At 72.6% G+C, this 13,849-nt stretch carries 14 protein-coding genes; 12 read left to right on the top strand and 2 right to left on the bottom strand.

Annotation, left to right across the window (positions count from 1 at the left end; translation table 11 throughout):
* Positions 1-76: 76 nt before the first annotated feature.
* From VFE82_RS02450 to VFE82_RS02440, 3 genes are all read left to right on the top strand, one after another.
* A complete protein-coding gene (locus tag VFE82_RS02450) occupies positions 77-1,285 on the top strand; it encodes an MFS transporter (RefSeq protein WP_324998645.1) in 1,209 nt (402 codons plus the stop codon).
* Between the two features lie 32 nt (positions 1,286-1,317).
* Positions 1,318-1,842 (top strand): single-stranded DNA-binding protein, encoded by a 525-nt coding sequence (gene ssb / locus VFE82_RS02445; RefSeq protein ID WP_324998644.1) that lies wholly within the window; start codon positions 1,318-1,320, stop codon positions 1,840-1,842.
* A gap of 115 nt (positions 1,843-1,957) precedes the next feature.
* Positions 1,958-2,782: a YihY family inner membrane protein gene (locus VFE82_RS02440; protein ID WP_324998643.1), complete on the top strand. Its 825-nt coding sequence runs from the start codon at positions 1,958-1,960 to the stop codon at positions 2,780-2,782.
* Between the two features lie 162 nt (positions 2,783-2,944).
* On the opposite strand, the gene mnmA is transcribed toward VFE82_RS02440, so the two are convergent.
* Positions 2,945-4,057 (bottom strand): tRNA 2-thiouridine(34) synthase MnmA, encoded by a 1,113-nt coding sequence (gene mnmA / locus VFE82_RS02435; protein ID WP_324998642.1) that lies wholly within the window; start codon positions 4,055-4,057, stop codon positions 2,945-2,947.
* Positions 4,058-4,244: 187 nt separating this feature from the next.
* On the opposite strand from mnmA, the gene VFE82_RS02430 reads away from it, so the two are divergent.
* Genes VFE82_RS02430 through VFE82_RS02390 form a run of 9 tightly spaced genes read left to right on the top strand, consistent with a single transcriptional unit; the run spans position 4,245 to position 13,348 of the window.
* Positions 4,245-5,183 carry a LysR substrate-binding domain-containing protein gene (locus tag VFE82_RS02430; protein ID WP_324998641.1) on the top strand — a complete coding sequence of 313 codons (939 nt, stop codon included), beginning with the start codon at positions 4,245-4,247 and terminating at the stop codon, positions 5,181-5,183.
* 57 nt (positions 5,184-5,240) lie between these two features.
* On the top strand, positions 5,241-6,641 hold the full coding sequence (gene tcuA, locus VFE82_RS02425) for an FAD-dependent tricarballylate dehydrogenase TcuA (protein ID WP_324998640.1): 1,401 nt from the start codon (positions 5,241-5,243) through the stop codon (positions 6,639-6,641).
* Entirely contained in the window at positions 6,628-7,779 is a 1,152-nt protein-coding gene (tcuB, locus tag VFE82_RS02420; RefSeq protein ID WP_324998639.1) for a tricarballylate utilization 4Fe-4S protein TcuB, read from the top strand. Before tcuA ends, tcuB begins: the two co-directional genes overlap by 14 nt.
* A 12-nt stretch (positions 7,780-7,791) precedes the next feature.
* On the top strand, positions 7,792-8,577 hold the full coding sequence (locus tag VFE82_RS02415) for a class II aldolase/adducin family protein (protein WP_324998638.1): 786 nt from the start codon (positions 7,792-7,794) through the stop codon (positions 8,575-8,577).
* A 45-nt stretch (positions 8,578-8,622) separates the two neighbouring features.
* A complete protein-coding gene (locus VFE82_RS02410) occupies positions 8,623-9,606 on the top strand; it encodes a tripartite tricarboxylate transporter substrate binding protein (RefSeq protein WP_324998637.1) in 984 nt (327 codons plus the stop codon).
* Positions 9,607-9,637: 31 nt separating this feature from the next.
* Complete coding sequence (locus VFE82_RS02405) at positions 9,638-10,579, top strand: D-2-hydroxyacid dehydrogenase (RefSeq protein WP_414708714.1); 942 nt, start codon at positions 9,638-9,640, stop codon at positions 10,577-10,579.
* A 21-nt stretch (positions 10,580-10,600) separates the two neighbouring features.
* A complete protein-coding gene (locus tag VFE82_RS02400; RefSeq protein WP_324998635.1) occupies positions 10,601-11,563 on the top strand; it encodes a tripartite tricarboxylate transporter substrate binding protein in 963 nt (320 codons plus the stop codon).
* A gap of 7 nt (positions 11,564-11,570) precedes the next feature.
* Positions 11,571-12,326, top strand: a complete 756-nt coding sequence (locus VFE82_RS02395; RefSeq protein ID WP_324998634.1) for an SDR family NAD(P)-dependent oxidoreductase — start codon at positions 11,571-11,573, stop codon at positions 12,324-12,326.
* Positions 12,327-12,361: 35 nt separating this feature from the next.
* Positions 12,362-13,348 (top strand): tripartite tricarboxylate transporter substrate binding protein, encoded by a 987-nt coding sequence (locus tag VFE82_RS02390; RefSeq protein ID WP_324998633.1) that lies wholly within the window; start codon positions 12,362-12,364, stop codon positions 13,346-13,348.
* Here the strand turns inward: VFE82_RS02390 and VFE82_RS02385 are convergent, their stop codons facing one another.
* Positions 13,349-13,831, bottom strand: a complete 483-nt coding sequence (locus VFE82_RS02385; protein ID WP_324998632.1) for an NUDIX hydrolase — start codon at positions 13,829-13,831, stop codon at positions 13,349-13,351.
* Positions 13,832-13,849 lie beyond the last annotated feature (18 nt).

Here is a 13,849-nt window from a genome sequence, read left to right as displayed (position 1 = left end):
TTTTGCCGGGCGATGCGCCCGACCTGCCGCCGACCGATTCGTGAACCCGTCCCCCGCCCCTGCCGCGACCACCCGCATGACCGCGTTGGAGCGCCGCGCCAGCGCCTCCCTCGCCACCGTCTTCGCCTCCCGCATGCTCGGGCTGTTCCTGGTGCTGCCGGTGTTCGCCATCGAGGCTGCGCGCTACCCCGGCGGCGCCGATGCCGCCCTGGTCGGCCTGGCGATGGGCATCTACGGGCTGACCCAGGGGGTGCTGCAGATCCCGTTCGGGCTGGCCTCGGACCGGTTCGGCCGCAAGCGGGTGATCGTGGCGGGGCTGGCCGTGTTCGCGCTGGGCAGCTTCCTGGCCGCGGCGGCCGCGAGCCTGCCCTGGCTGGTCGCCGGCCGGGCCCTGCAGGGTGCCGGGGCGGTCTCGGCCGCGGTCACCGCCCTGCTGGCCGACCAGACCCGCGACGAGGTGCGGACCAAGGCGATGGCGCTGGTGGGCGCCAGCATCGGCCTGATGTTCGCGCTGTCGCTGGTGGTGGCGCCCGCGGCGGCGGCGGCCATCGGGCTGTCCGGCCTGTTCGCCGTGACCGGCGCGCTGGCGATGGCCTGCATGGGCGTGGTGCTGTGGTGGGCACCGCCGGAGCCGGCCGTCCGCAAGAACGTGCCGCGCGGGCGGCTGGCCGACGTGCTGCGGCATCCCGCCCTGGTCCGGCTGAACGTCGGCGTCTTCATCCTGCATGCGGTGCAGCTGGCGATGTGGGTGGCGCTGCCGGCGCTACTCGTGCAGGCCGGCCTGGCCAAGGACCGGCACTGGACCGTGTACCTGCCGGCGGTGCTGGCGTCGTTCGTCGTGATGGCCTTCACGCTGTTCCCGCTGGAGCGGCGCGGCTACCTGCGGGCGGTGTTCCTGGCGGCGATCGCGCTGATCGCCGTGGTGCAGCTGGTGCTGCTGGGCGTGGCCGGCCGGCCCGGGATCCTGGCGTTGGGGCTGGTGCTGTTCCTGTTCTTCTGCGGCTTCAACATCCTGGAGGCGACCCAGCCCAGCCTGGCCTCGCGCGTGGCGCCTCCCCAGGCACGGGGTGCGGCGCTGGGCGTGTACAACACCCTCCAATCGCTGGGCTTCTTTGCGGGCGGCGCGGTCGGCGGCTGGCTGATCCAGCACGTTGGAGTGCAGGGGCTGTTCGCGGCCTGCGCCGGCCTGATGGTGCTGTGGCTGGTGGTGGCCTGGCCGATGCGGGCGCCGGCCCGCCAGCCCTCGGCCGAAGAAGTGCTGGCCGAAGAAGCCCAGGCGACATAATCCGAACCGACCCTCCCGGAGGAACGAACACCATGGCATCCGTCAACAAAGTCATCATCGTCGGCAATCTCGGCCGCGACCCCGAAATGCGCACCTTCCCGAGCGGCGACCGGGTGGCCAACGTCACCATCGCCACCACCGACCGCTGGAAGGACAAGCAGAGCGGCGAGATGAAGGAGGCCACCGAGTGGCACCGCGTGGTGTTCAACGGCCGCCTGGCCGAGATCGCCGGCGAGTACCTGCGCAAGGGCTCCCAGGTCTATGTCGAGGGCAGCCTGCGCACCCGCAAGTGGACCGACCAGCAGGGCGTCGAGAAATTCACCACCGAGATCCGGGCCGACCAGATGCAGATGCTCGGCTCGCGCCAGGGCATGGGCGGTGGCGGTGGTGGCGGTGGTGGTGGCGGCTCCTCGATGGGCGACGACGACGGCGGCTACGACAGCGCCCCGCGCCGCTCGGCGCCGCCGGCCCGCGCCCCCGCCCCCGCGGCCCAGCGCCCGGCCGCCGGCAAGCCGTCGTCGGGCTTCGACGACATGGACGACGACATTCCGTTCTGAGCCGCGCCCGCGCACACCGGGAGCCACGGGTCCCGGCGCCCGCCAGGGGCCGTGGCCGTGGGACGGCCGTGCGTGCCTGGCGCGCCCGGCCTGAGCTCCCGCAGGGTGCCACCCCATGCTCGCCCTGATCCCCCTCACCATCCGCCGCGCCCGCGAGGAACGCCTGGCGCAGGTGGCCGGCAGCCTGACCTTCACCACGGTGCTGTCGATCGTGCCGCTGCTGGCGGTCAGCTTCGCGCTGTTCGCCCGCTTCCCGGCCATCCGGGGCGTCGGGACGGCGCTGCAGGAGCACCTGCTCAAGGGCCTGCTGCCGGCCGACATTGCCCGCACGGTGCTCAAGCACCTGGGCCAGTTCACCGCCAACACCGGCAGCCTGACGCCGGTCGGCACGCTGTTCCTGGTGGCCACGGCCCTGGCGACGGCGTTCACGGTCGAGAAGGTCCTCAACCGCATCTGGCAGGTCCGCAAGGAGCGCACCGTGCTGCGGCGCCTGGGCCTGTACCTGCTCATGCTGGCGGTCGCACCGACGCTGCTGGGTGCCAGCCTCTGGGCGACCTCGTACCTGCAGGCCGCCTCGAGCGGCCTGCTCAGGACGCTGCCGCCGGCGGCCGCCTTCGTGCTGAACCTCGGCCCGCTGGTGCTGGGCGTGGTCGGCTTCGCCGGGCTGTTCCACGTGGTGCCCAACGCCAAGGTGCGCCGGCGCGAAGCGATCGCCGGCGGCCTGCTGGCGGCTGTCGCGTTCGAACTCGGCAAGCGCGGGTTCGCGCTGTACCTGCTCAAGGTGCCCACCTACCGCACCGTGTACGGGGCGTTCGCTCCGCTGCTGGCTTTCCTGCTGTGGGTGTACTTCTCCTGGCTGGTCACCCTGGCAGCAGCCCTGGTCACCGCCGGCCTGGGGCGCGCCGGCCGGGCGCCGGCGCGGCGGCCGGCGCGGGCCTAGCAGCGCCAGGCGCGGCGCCACGGCGGGCCGCCGTCGTCAAGGGCCGTGCGTCGACGTCGCTCCCGGGCGGTCCAGGCCGCCCCGCGGTGAACCGGACGCAGGGGGACGACAAGTCGCGCGGTGGGCGGTGCCCCGGTCGCTTGGTGGACCAGGCCGCCGGCGTCAGCTGCCCGCCGCCGTCCCGATCACCCCGCCGCCCAGGCACACCTCGCCGTCGTACAGCACGGCCGACTGGCCCGGCGTCACCGCCCATTGCGGGTCGCTGAAATCCAGGTGGAAGGCCCCGTTGGCGCCGCCGGCCAGGGTGCAGGGGGCGTCGGCCTGGCGGTAGCGGGTCTTGGCGCCGTAAGCGCCGGGATCCGGCGGCGTGCCGGCCGTCCAGCTCGCGTCGCCGGCATCGAGCGCCAGCGACTGCAGCCAGGGATGGTCGTGGCCCTGCACCACCCACAGCGTGTTGTGCTCCAGGTCCTTGCGCGCGACGAACCAGGGCGCGTGCTCGCCGCCACCCCGCTGCGCGCCCCTGGCCTTGACCCCGCCGATGCCCAGGCCCTGCCGCTGGCCCAGCGTGTAGAACGACAGGCCCTGGTGCTGGCCGATCACGCGGCCGCGCTCGTCGCGGATCGGGCCGGGCTCCTTCTGGATGTAGCGGTTGAGGAACTCGCGGAACGGCCGCTCGCCGATGAAGCAGATGCCGGTCGAATCCTTCTTCTTCGCGTTGGGCAGGCCGATCTCCGCCGCGATGCGGCGCACCTCGGTCTTGCACAGCTCGCCCACGGGAAACAGCGTGCGGGCCAGCTGGGCCTGCGTCAGCCGGTGCAGGAAGTAGCTCTGATCCTTGGTCTCGTCCAGGCCCTTGAGCAGCTCGACGCGGCCGTCGCGCTCGCGCACGCGGGCGTAGTGGCCGGTGGCGATCTTCTCGGCGCCCAGCCGCATCGCGTGGTCGAGGAAGGCCTTGAACTTGATCTCGGCGTTGCACAGCACGTCGGGGTTGGGCGTGCGGCCGGCCTGGTACTCGCGCAGGAACTCGGCGAAGACCCGGTCGCGGTACTCGGCCGCGAAGTTCACGTGCTCGATCTCGATGCCGATCACGTCGGCCACGCTGGCGGCATCCAGGAAGTCCTGGCGCGACGAGCAGTACGCGTCCTCGTCATCGTCCTCCCAGTTCTTCATGAAGATGCCGACCACGTCGTGGCCCTGCTGCTTGAGCAGCCAGGCGCTGACCGCGGAGTCCACGCCCCCGCTCAGCCCGACCACCACGCGCTTGCTCCCGCTCATGGGCCGGATTATCCCCAGTGGGGCGTTCCCGCTGCAGGGCTGCGGGTTCCGCCCGCCCGGCGTCGCGCCACAAGCGCGCCGCGGCCGGCCCGGGCGCGGTGCGCGAGGCCTGCACGCAGTGCCGGCCATCCCGCGGGCACGGGGTCGGCAAGCCCGGACGGCGGACCCGCTAGAGTCGGCGCCTGCCATGGAACTGCGCCAGCTGCGTTACTTCGTCCGCATCGTCGAGCTCGGCAGCATCAGCCGCGCCGCGCTCGACCTGCAGCTGGTGCAGTCCGCCCTCAGCCAGCAGATGGCGCGGCTGGAAGGCGAACTCGCCACCCGCCTCCTGCAGCGCACCAGCAAGGGCGTGACGCCCACCGAAGCTGGGCTCGCGTTCTTCCGCGAGGCGCAGCTGGCCCTGCGCCACGCCGATCAGGCCACCCGCGCGGCCCACGAGGCCCGGCTGAGCGGCAGCGTCAGCGTGGGGTTGGCGCCGACCACGGCCTCGGTGCTGGGCGTGCCGCTGATGGTGGCGATGCGCGCGCGCTATCCGGACGTCCGGCTGCACATGGTCGAGGGCCTGTCCGGCCACCTGTCCCAGATGCTCAACGCGCGCCAGCTCGACCTGGCCGTGCTGTTCGACACCGATCCGGCCCGCCGCTGGAGCGTCACGCCGCTGCTGCAGGAGAAGCTGTTCCTGATCGGCAGCCGCCGGGGCGACGCGCCGGCCGGGGCGACGCGCATCCGCATGGCCGCCCTGAAGGGCGTGCCGCTGATCCTGCCGACCGGCCCGCACGGGCTGCGCAGCACGGTCGACGCGGCGTTCGCCCGGGTCCGGCTGCGGCCGACGCTGTCCGCCGAGATCGACTCGCTCGCCATGCTGATGGACGCGGTGGACCACGGGCTGGGCAGCACGGTGCAGCCGTGGGCGGCGATCGGCCGCTACCCGGACGGCGCCCAGCGGTTCCAGCTGGCCGAGATCGCCGATCCGCAGGTGCGGCGCATCAACTCGCTGTGCAGCCTGTCGGACGACGAGCTCTCGCCGGCGGCGCTGGCCGCCCGGGTGGTGCTGGCCGATTGCGCCCGCGAGCTGGTCGGCGGCGGCCGCTGGCACGGCGCGCGCCTGAGCCATCACGATCGCTGATACCGCCCTGCGCGGCGATGGCTACCCGCGCGCCGGGTCGGCGACTACAGTGCGGCGATGGTCGACGTGCTCGTGATCGGCGGCGGCAACGCCGCGCTCTGTGCCGCGCTGATGGCGCGCGAGGCGGGCGCCAGCGTGCTCCTGCTGGAGGCCTCGCCGCGCGAATGGCGGGGCGGCAATTCCCAGCACACGCGCAACCTGCGCTGCATGCACGACGCCCCGCAGGACGTCCTGGTCGACGCCTATCCCGAGGAGGAGTTCTGGCAGGACCTGCTCAAGGTCACCGGCGGCGCCACCGACGAGGCGCTGGCCCGGCTGGTGATCCGCGCCTCGGGCACCTGCCGCGACTGGATGCGCCGCCACGGCGTGCGCTTCCAGCCCTCGCTGGCCGGCACGCTGCACCTGTCGCGCACCAACGCGTTCTTCATGGGCGGCGGCAAGGCGCTGGTCAACGCCTACTACCGCAGCGCCGAGCAGCTGGGCGTGCGCATCCGCTACGACGCGCCGGTCGATGCGCTGGAGATCGAGGGCGGCCGCTTCGTCGCCGCCCGCATCGGCGGCGAGCGCATCGCGGCGCGCGCCTGCGTGCTGGCCTGCGGCGGCTTCGAGTCCAACCGCGAATGGCTGCGCGAGGCCTGGGGCCGCAACGAGCGTGGCGAATGGCCTGCCGACAACTTCCTGATCCGCGGCACCCGCTTCAACCAGGGCGTCCTGCTGCGCCACATGATCGGGCAGGGCGCGGACACCGTCGGCGATCCGTCGCAGGGCCATTGCGTGGCGATCGACGCCCGCGCGCCGCTGTATGACGGCGGCATCGTCACGCGCGTCGACTGCGTCTCCCTGGGCGTCATGCTCAATCGCGATGCCGAGCGGTTCTACGACGAGGGCGAGGATTTCTGGCCCAAGCGCTACGCGATCTGGGGCCGCCTGGTCGCGCAGCAGCCCGGGCAGATCGGCTACTGCGTGATCGACAGCAAGGCGATCGGCCGCTTCATGCCGCCGGTCTTCCCCGGCACGCTGGCCGACAGCCTGCCGGCGCTGGCGGCCAGGCTCGGCCTCGATCCCGGCCGCTTCATGCAAACGCTCGACGTCTACAACGCGGCCTGCCGGGAGGGCCGCTTCGACCACACCGTGCTGGACGACTGCCACACCGAAGGGCTGCAGCCGCCCAAGACGCACTGGGCCCGCCGCATCGACACCCCGCCGTTCTATGGATACGCGCTGCGGCCGGGCATCACCTTCACCTACCTGGGCCTGAAGACCGACGCCAGGGCCCGCGTGCACTTCGGCGGCCAGGCGAGCGACAACCTGTTCGTGGCCGGCGAGATGATGGCCGGCAACGTGCTGGGCAAGGGCTACACCGCCGGCGTCGGCATGAGCATCGGCACGGCGTTCGGACGCATCGCCGGTGCACAGGCCGCCGTCGCCGCCCGGGAGGTCGCCGATGCAGTCGCTTGACGCGCTCACCCAGGAGGCGATCCGCCTGGCGACCGGCGACACGCCCGCCGAGGCCGAGGTCGCGCGCCAGCTGCAGATCTGCAATGCCTGCCGCTACTGCGAGAGCTTCTGCGCGGTGTTCCCGGCCATGACGCGCCGGCTGTCGTTCGACAAGGCGGACGTCCACTACCTGGCCAACCTGTGCCACAACTGCGGTGCCTGCCTGCATGCCTGCCAGTACGCGCCCCCGCACGAGTTCGCGGTCGCGGTGCCGCAGGCGATGGCGACGGTGCGGCGGCAGACCTATGCCGAGTACGCCTGGCCCGCGCCGCTGGGGCGGCTGTACGCGCGCAACGGGCTGGTGGTGGCCCTGGCCACCGCCCTGGGCCTGGCCTTGTTCCTGGTGCTCGCGCTGGCCCTGAACGGCACGCTGCGCCAGGGCCCGCTGGCCGGCAACTTCTACGCCGTGTTCCCGCACAACCTGATGGCCGGCCTGTTCGGGGCCGTCTTCCTCTACGTGCTGCTGGCGCTCGCGATGGGCGGCTCGCGCTTCTGGCGCGACGTGCGGCCGGCCTCGGGTGCGCCGGGCGCGGCGGCGGAGGCGACGCACCACGCGATGGCGCTCACCTACCTGGGCGGCGGCCACGGCGACGGCTGCAACGAGCACGACGACCGCTTCACGCTGCTGCGGCGGCGGTTCCACCACGCGACCTTCTACGGCTTCCTGCTGTGCTTTGCGGCGACCTGCGTGGCCACGGTGTACCACTACGCCCTCGGCTGGGCGGCGCCCTATCCGCTGACCAGCCTGCCGGTGGTGCTGGGCACGGTGGGCGGCATCGGGCTGCTGGTCGGCCCGGCCGGGCTCCTGTGGCTGAACCTGCGTCGGCATCCGCTGGCCGGCGACGTGGCGCAGCGCCCGATGGACCGGGGCTTCATCGCGCTGCTGTTCCTCACCAGCGCCACCGGCCTGGCGCTGCTGGCCTGGCGCGACAGCGCCGCGATGGCCACGCTGCTGGCGGTGCACCTGGGCGTGGTGATGGCGCTGTTCCTCACCTTGCCGTACGGCAAGTTCGCGCACGCGGTCTACCGCTGCGCGGCGCTGATGAAGTATTCGATCGAGAAACGCCTGCCCAGCGGCATCGCCGTCGGGGCCGACTGACAAGGAGCGAGCATGCGATCCGGCGTCCTGCAGATCCCCTCGATGAAAGGCCGCTGCTCGCAAGCCGAGTGGGAGGCCCGCGTCGACCTGGCGGCGTGCTACCGGCTGGTGGACCTGTACGGCATGTCCGACATGATGGCCAACCACATCTCGTCGCACGTGCCCGGCGAGCCCGGCGCCTTCCTGATCAACCCGTACGGGATGATGTACGAGGAGGTCACGGCCTCCAGCCTGATCAAGGTCGACCTGGAGGGCCGCATCCTGTCGAAGCCGGATTTCGGCGCGCTCGACTACGGCATCAACAAGGCCGGCTACGTGATTCACAGCGCGATCCACCGCGCCCGCGCCGACGTCGGCTGCATCATCCACACGCACAGCTGGGCGTCGATGGCGGTCTCGGCGCTCGACTGCGGCCTGCTGCCCCTCACGCAGACCGCGATGCGCTTCCTCAAGATCGGCTACCACGAGTACCAGGGCGTGGTGCTCGACACCGCCGAGCAGGCCTCGCTGATCGAGGACCTGGGCCGGGGCGAGGCGCTGATCCTGCGCAACCACGGCGCGGTGGTGGTGGGCCGCACCGTGGGCGAGGCGTTCAACTGGACCCACCGGCTGGAGCTGGCCTGCCGTTCGCAGCTGGCCGCGATGGCCTGCAACAGCCCGCTGCGCAGCGTGCCGGCGCCGGTGCTGGAGGAGACCTGGAACAACTACCAGCCCGGCACCCGCCGGCCCTACGGGCTGATGGAGTGGCCGGCACTGCTGCGCAAGCTGGACCGCACCGACCCCGGCTTTCGCGATTGAAGGGCCGACGGCTTCGCGATCCACGACAACGACAGGAGACAACGCATGCCGATCCACCCCACCGCCCGCCTGCTGCGGGCCGCCAGCGGATGGCTGGCCGGTGCCACCCTGGCCGCGGCCGCCGCCGCCCAGGGCGCGGACTGGCCGACGCGCCCGGTGCGCGTCGTCGTCGCCTTCAGCGCCGGCGGCACCACCGACATCCTGGCCCGCTCGGTGAGCCAGAAGCTGGCCGAACGTTTCAAGCAGAGCTTCGTCGTCGACAACAAGCCCGGCGGCGGCGGCAACATCGGCACCGAGATGGCCGCGCGGGCGGCCCCCGACGGCCACACCCTGATCGTCAACTCGGTCGGCCCGATGGCGGTGAACGCGACGCTGTACCGCAAGCTCAACATCGATCCGCTGACCGACCTGGTGCCGGTGGTGCAGATCGCCGACGTGCCCAACGTGCTGGTCGTCCATCCGTCGGTGCCGGCGGCGACGCTGGAGGAGTTCATCGCGCACGCCAAGGCCAACCCGGGCAGGCTCAACTACGGCTCCACCGGCGTGGGCACCTCGTCGCACCTGTCGGGCTACATGCTCAGCCAGCGGTCGGGGGTGCAGACCACCCACGTGCCGTACCGCGGCGCCGACGCGCTGAACGACCTGCTGGCCGGGCGCGTCCAGTTCATGTTCGCCACCATTCCCTCGGTGATCCAGCACATCCAGGCCGGCAAGCTGCGCGCGCTGGCGGTCAGCAGCGCCCAGCGCTCCCGTTCGCTGCCCGACGTGCCGACCGTGGCCGACCGGGGCTTTCCCGGGTTCGAGGCCGGCTCGTGGTTCGGCTTCTTCGCCCCCAGGGGCACGCCCGAGACGGTGGTCGCGCAGCTCAATCGCGCCGTGAACGACGTGCTGCCGGGGCTGCAGGCGCAGATGGTGCGCGAAGGGGCCGATCCGGTCGGCGGCTCGCCCGAGCAGTTCCGGCAGTTCGTGCGGAAGGAGCACGACAAGTGGAAGGTCATCGTGCGCGAGTCCGGCGCGACGGCCGACTGAGAGCGGACCTGCGGTGCGCATCCGCCTGCTGATGTCGGAGCATGCGCGGGCGCGGCTGGCCGCGCCGGTCGCCGACGCGCTCGGAGGCGTCCCGCACGCGATCGTCACGCCGCAGGATGGTGGCGACGTCGACGCGGCGTTCGTCTCGCGCGACGTCACCGGCCGCTCCACCAAGCACGAGCTGCAGCCGCAGACGCAGCGGTTCTACGACGCCCTGCGCGCCGCGCCCGGCCTGCGCTGGGTGCACACCCATTCGGCCGGCGCCGACCGGCCCATCTTCGGCGAGCTGCAGGCGCGCGGCGTGCGCGTCACGACCTCGTCCGGCGCCAATGCCCGAGTCGTCGCGCAGTCGGCCCTGGCCGGGCTGCTGGCGCTGGCGCGGCGCCTGCCGATGCTGGCGCAGGCACAGCGCGAGCGTCGCTGGGCGCCGTTGTTCGGCGCCGACCTGCCGCCCGACCTGGACGGCCAGACCGCGGTGCTGGTCGGGTGGGGGCCGATCGGCCAGGCACTGGCGCCGCTGCTGCAGGCGCTGGGCTTGCAGGTGGTGGTGGTGCGCCACTCGGCCGCCGACGCCGGCCCGGCACTGCGGACCGTGACGTACGACGGCCTGGGCGAGGTCTTGCCGCGGGCCGACTGGCTGCTGCTGGCCTGCCCGCTCACCGGGCGCACCCGCGGCCTGGTCGGCGCCGGCGAGTTCGCACGGCTCCCCGCCGGCGCGCACCTGGTGAACGTGGCCCGCGGCGAGGTGGTGGACGAAGCCGCGCTCGTCGCGGCGCTGCAGACCGGCCGCCTGGCCGGCGCGTACCTCGACGTCTTCGCGCACGAGCCGCTGCCCGCGGCGTCGCCGCTGTGGGCGCTGCCGAACGTGCTCGTCACCCCGCACACCGCGGGCTTTTCCTCTGGCAACGAGGCCCGCGTCGCGGGCATGTTCCTCACCGAGCTGCGGCGCTGGCATGCGTCGCGGATGACCTGAACCCCAAGAAGGAGACATTCCATGAACAAGCGCCACCTGCTGGCCGTGCTGGCTGCGTTCGCGGCCGGCCTGGCCGGCGCCCAGGACTTCCCGCCCAAGAAGCCGGTCACGCTGCTGGTCGGCTTCGCGCCGGGCGGGGCTGCCGACGGCGCCGCCCGCATGATCGCCAAGCGGCTGGGCGAGAACATCGGCCAGTCGGTGGTGGTGGAGAACAAGGCCGGTGCCGGCGGCAACATCGCCCACCAGCAGGTGGCCCAGGGCCCGGCCGACGGCAGCCTGCTGCTGCTCGGGTCGATCGGCCCGCTGACGATCGCGCCGCACATGATGAAGCTGCCGTACGACGCGCTGAAGGATCTGGCGCCGGTGTCCGGCGGGGTCTACTTCCCGAGTGTGCTGGTGGTCAACGCCGCCACCGGGCCGAAGACGCTGGCCGAGTTCGTCGCGCTGGCCAGGAAGCAGCCGGGCAGCGTGAGCTATGCCTCCACCGGGCCCGGCTCCGCCTCGCACCTGACCGGCGAGCTGTTCGCCCAGCGCATCGGCGCCGACATGGTCCACGTGCCGTACCGCGGCGGATCGCAGGCCATGCCGGACCTGCTGGCCGGGCGCTTCACCGGCTACTTCGCGGCGCCCCCGACCGCGCTGCCGCACATCGAGACCGGCAAGGTGCTGGCGCTGGCCACCACCGGCCCGACGCGTCCGCCACACCTGCCCAACGTGCCCACGGTGGCCGAGTCCGGCTATCCCGGCTTCCAGGCGCTGAACTGGTACGCGTTCGTCGCGCCGGCCAAGGTGCCGGCGCCCGTGCTCGATCGCTGGAACCAGGAGATCGTCAAGGTGCTCAGGGAGCCCGAGATGCGCGAGTACCTCACCAAGCACGGCCTGGCGCCGCATCCGACCACGCGGGCCGAGCTGGGCGAGTTCATCCGCAAGGAGTCCGCGCAGTGGGGCGCGATCGTGCGCGAGCGCAAGATCGTCGGCGAGTGAGGCGCGCATGGATCTCCAGCTGTCGGGCAAGACCGCGCTCGTGACGGGTGCCAGCGTGGGCATCGGCCGCGCGATCGCCGCGGCCCTCGCGGCCGAGGGCGTGCGGGTGGCGGTCGCCGCACGCCGGGTCGAGAAGCTGCAGGAACTGGCCGGCGAGATCACCGCGGCCGGCGGCCCGCCGCCGGTGCTGCTCGCCTGCGACCTGTACGAGGAGGACGCCTGCGCCAGGCTCGCCGGCGCCGCGGTGCAGGCGCTCGGCCGCGTCGACATCCTCGTCAACAACGCCGGCGGCTCGCGCAGCTTCCAGGCGCTGCACGTCAGCGAGGACGCCTGGCAGGAGGCGATGACGCTGAACTTCCACCGGCCGCGGCAGCTGGCCGATGCGCTGGTCGACCAGATGATCGCCAACCGCTGGGGCCGCATCATCAACATCACCGGCAAGAGCGAGCCCGAGCACATCAACGGCGCGTTCTGCGCCAAGGCCGGCATCCACAGCTGGGCCAAGGGCCTCTCGCGCATGGTCGGGCAGCACGGGATCACGGTGAACTGCATCCCGCCGGGGCGCATCCTGTCCGAGCAGATCCTGCGCAACTACACGCCCGAGTACCGGGCCTGGCAGTCCGAGCACGAGATCCCGGTCGGCCGCTACGGCGAGCCGGGCGAGCTGGCCGACCTGGTCGCGTTCCTGGCCTCGCCGCGCGCGAGCTACATCACCGGCGCGGTGATCCCGGTGGATGGGGGTTTGCGCCGGTACCAGTTCTGAACGCACCTGCCTAAGCTCGGGCGAGGAGACATCCCATGACCCTGAGCAACCCCTGGCCCCGGCGCCGCTTCGTCGCCGGCGCCGCCGCGCTGCTGGCGGCGCCGGCCCTGCGCGCGCAGGCCACCTGGCCGTCCAAGCCGATCCGCTTCCTGGTGCCGTTCGCGCCGGGCGGCACCTCGGAGATCGTCGCCCGCTCGGTCGCGGCGGAACTGACCCGGCAGCTGGGGCAGAACGTCTACGTCGAGAACAAGCCGGGCGGGGCCGGCGTGGTGGCGATGGTGGAGGCGGCCAAGGCGCCGCCGGACGGCTCGACGATCATCCTCGGGCACGTCGGCACGCTGGCGGTCAACCCGTACATGCTGGCCAACCAGCCGTACGACGTGAACCGCGACTTCGTGCCCGTCACGCTGCTGGCCAAGGTGCCCAACGTGTTCGTCATCCATCCGGACGTGCCGGCGAAGAACTTCCGCGAGTTCGTCGCGTACGCCAAGGCCAACCCGGGCAAGCTCAGCTACGGCTCGGCCGGCAACGCCAGCGCCGGCCACCTCGCGATGGAGTACCTGAAGCTGGTGACGGGCCTGTTCATGACCCACATCCCGTACCGCGGCACGGGGCCGCAGCTGACCGACCTGCTGGCCGGGCGCACCCAGGCGGCCTCGGCCGGCATGCCGGCGCTGGGCGCGCACATCCGCGGCGGCAAGCTGCGGGCCATCGCGGTCGGCACGCAGGAGCGCATCGCCGCGCTGCCCGAGGTGCCGACCGTGCAGGAGATGGGGCACCGGAACTTCGAGACCTCCCAGTGGTACGGCATCCTGGCGCCGGCGGGCACGCCGCCCGACGTGGTCAAGCGCCTCCAGGAGGAGTCGTACAAGGCGCTGCGGTCCAGCGCCGTGACCGAGCGCTTCGCCACCGACAACGCGGTCGGCGGGGGCGGGCCGGCGTCCGAATTCGCCGCCTTCATCGGCCGCGAGCAGACGATCTGGCGCGACATCGTCCGCCGCGCCCAGATCAAGGCCGATTGATCAGCCGCCGGTGAACACGCTGGGGTCGGTGGTCACGACGGCCAGCGGATGCCGGATGCCGGCCAGGTAGTCCTCCACGCAGCGCAGCAGCAGCGGGCTGCGATGGCGGTCGCGGCTGTCGCGGATCTCCTGCGGGGTCATCCACAGCGTGCGCACGATGCCGGTGTCCAGCGGGCGCCCCGGCTCGCGCTCGCCCAGCACGCCACAGAAGGCCAAGCGCAGGTAGGTGACGTCCTCGCCGGTGGCGGGGCGCTGCGCGCGTGACAGGTAGACGCCGACCAGCGCCGTGGGCTCGAAGCGGTGCGCAGTCTCCTCCAGCGTCTCGCGGGCGCAGCCCTGCGCCGGCGACTCCCCCGGGTCCAGGTGGCCGGCAGGGTTGTTCAGCTTCAGGCCGTCGCTGGTCTCTTCCTCGACCAGCAGGAACCGGCCGTCGCGCTCGATGACGGCGGCGACGGTCACGCTCGGTTTCCAACGGATGCTCATGGCCGCGGATTATGGTGG

Origin of the sequence: Ramlibacter sp. (assembly GCF_035655895.1) — a bacterium.
Taxonomy (GTDB): domain Bacteria; phylum Pseudomonadota; class Gammaproteobacteria; order Burkholderiales; family Burkholderiaceae_C; genus Ramlibacter.
Note: the sequence above shows the minus strand (reverse complement) of the source record. Positions and strands in the feature narration are given on the sequence as shown.

Bases quoted from the DNA above. Each gene is read 5' to 3' on its own strand.
- ssb (WP_324998644.1), top strand. From the start codon at position 1,318: ATGGCATCCGTCAACAAAGTCATCATCGTCGGCAATCTCGGCCGCGAC.
- VFE82_RS02450 (WP_324998645.1), top strand. From the start codon at position 77: ATGACCGCGTTGGAGCGCCGCGCCAGCGCCTCCCTCGCCACCGTCTTC.
- VFE82_RS02410 (WP_324998637.1), top strand. From the start codon at position 8,623: ATGCCGATCCACCCCACCGCCCGCCTGCTGCGGGCCGCCAGCGGATGG.
- tcuB (WP_324998639.1), top strand. From the start codon at position 6,628: ATGCAGTCGCTTGACGCGCTCACCCAGGAGGCGATCCGCCTGGCGACC.
- VFE82_RS02405 (WP_414708714.1), top strand. From the start codon at position 9,638: ATGTCGGAGCATGCGCGGGCGCGGCTGGCCGCGCCGGTCGCCGACGCG.
- VFE82_RS02440 (WP_324998643.1), top strand. From the start codon at position 1,958: ATGCTCGCCCTGATCCCCCTCACCATCCGCCGCGCCCGCGAGGAACGC.
- VFE82_RS02430 (WP_324998641.1), top strand. From the start codon at position 4,245: ATGGAACTGCGCCAGCTGCGTTACTTCGTCCGCATCGTCGAGCTCGGC.
- VFE82_RS02415 (WP_324998638.1), top strand. From the start codon at position 7,792: ATGCGATCCGGCGTCCTGCAGATCCCCTCGATGAAAGGCCGCTGCTCG.
- VFE82_RS02400 (WP_324998635.1), top strand. From the start codon at position 10,601: ATGAACAAGCGCCACCTGCTGGCCGTGCTGGCTGCGTTCGCGGCCGGC.
- VFE82_RS02390 (WP_324998633.1), top strand. From the start codon at position 12,362: ATGACCCTGAGCAACCCCTGGCCCCGGCGCCGCTTCGTCGCCGGCGCC.
- tcuA (WP_324998640.1), top strand. From the start codon at position 5,241: ATGGTCGACGTGCTCGTGATCGGCGGCGGCAACGCCGCGCTCTGTGCC.
- mnmA (WP_324998642.1), bottom strand. From the start codon at position 4,057: ATGAGCGGGAGCAAGCGCGTGGTGGTCGGGCTGAGCGGGGGCGTGGAC.
- VFE82_RS02385 (WP_324998632.1), bottom strand. From the start codon at position 13,831: ATGAGCATCCGTTGGAAACCGAGCGTGACCGTCGCCGCCGTCATCGAG.
- VFE82_RS02395 (WP_324998634.1), top strand. From the start codon at position 11,571: ATGGATCTCCAGCTGTCGGGCAAGACCGCGCTCGTGACGGGTGCCAGC.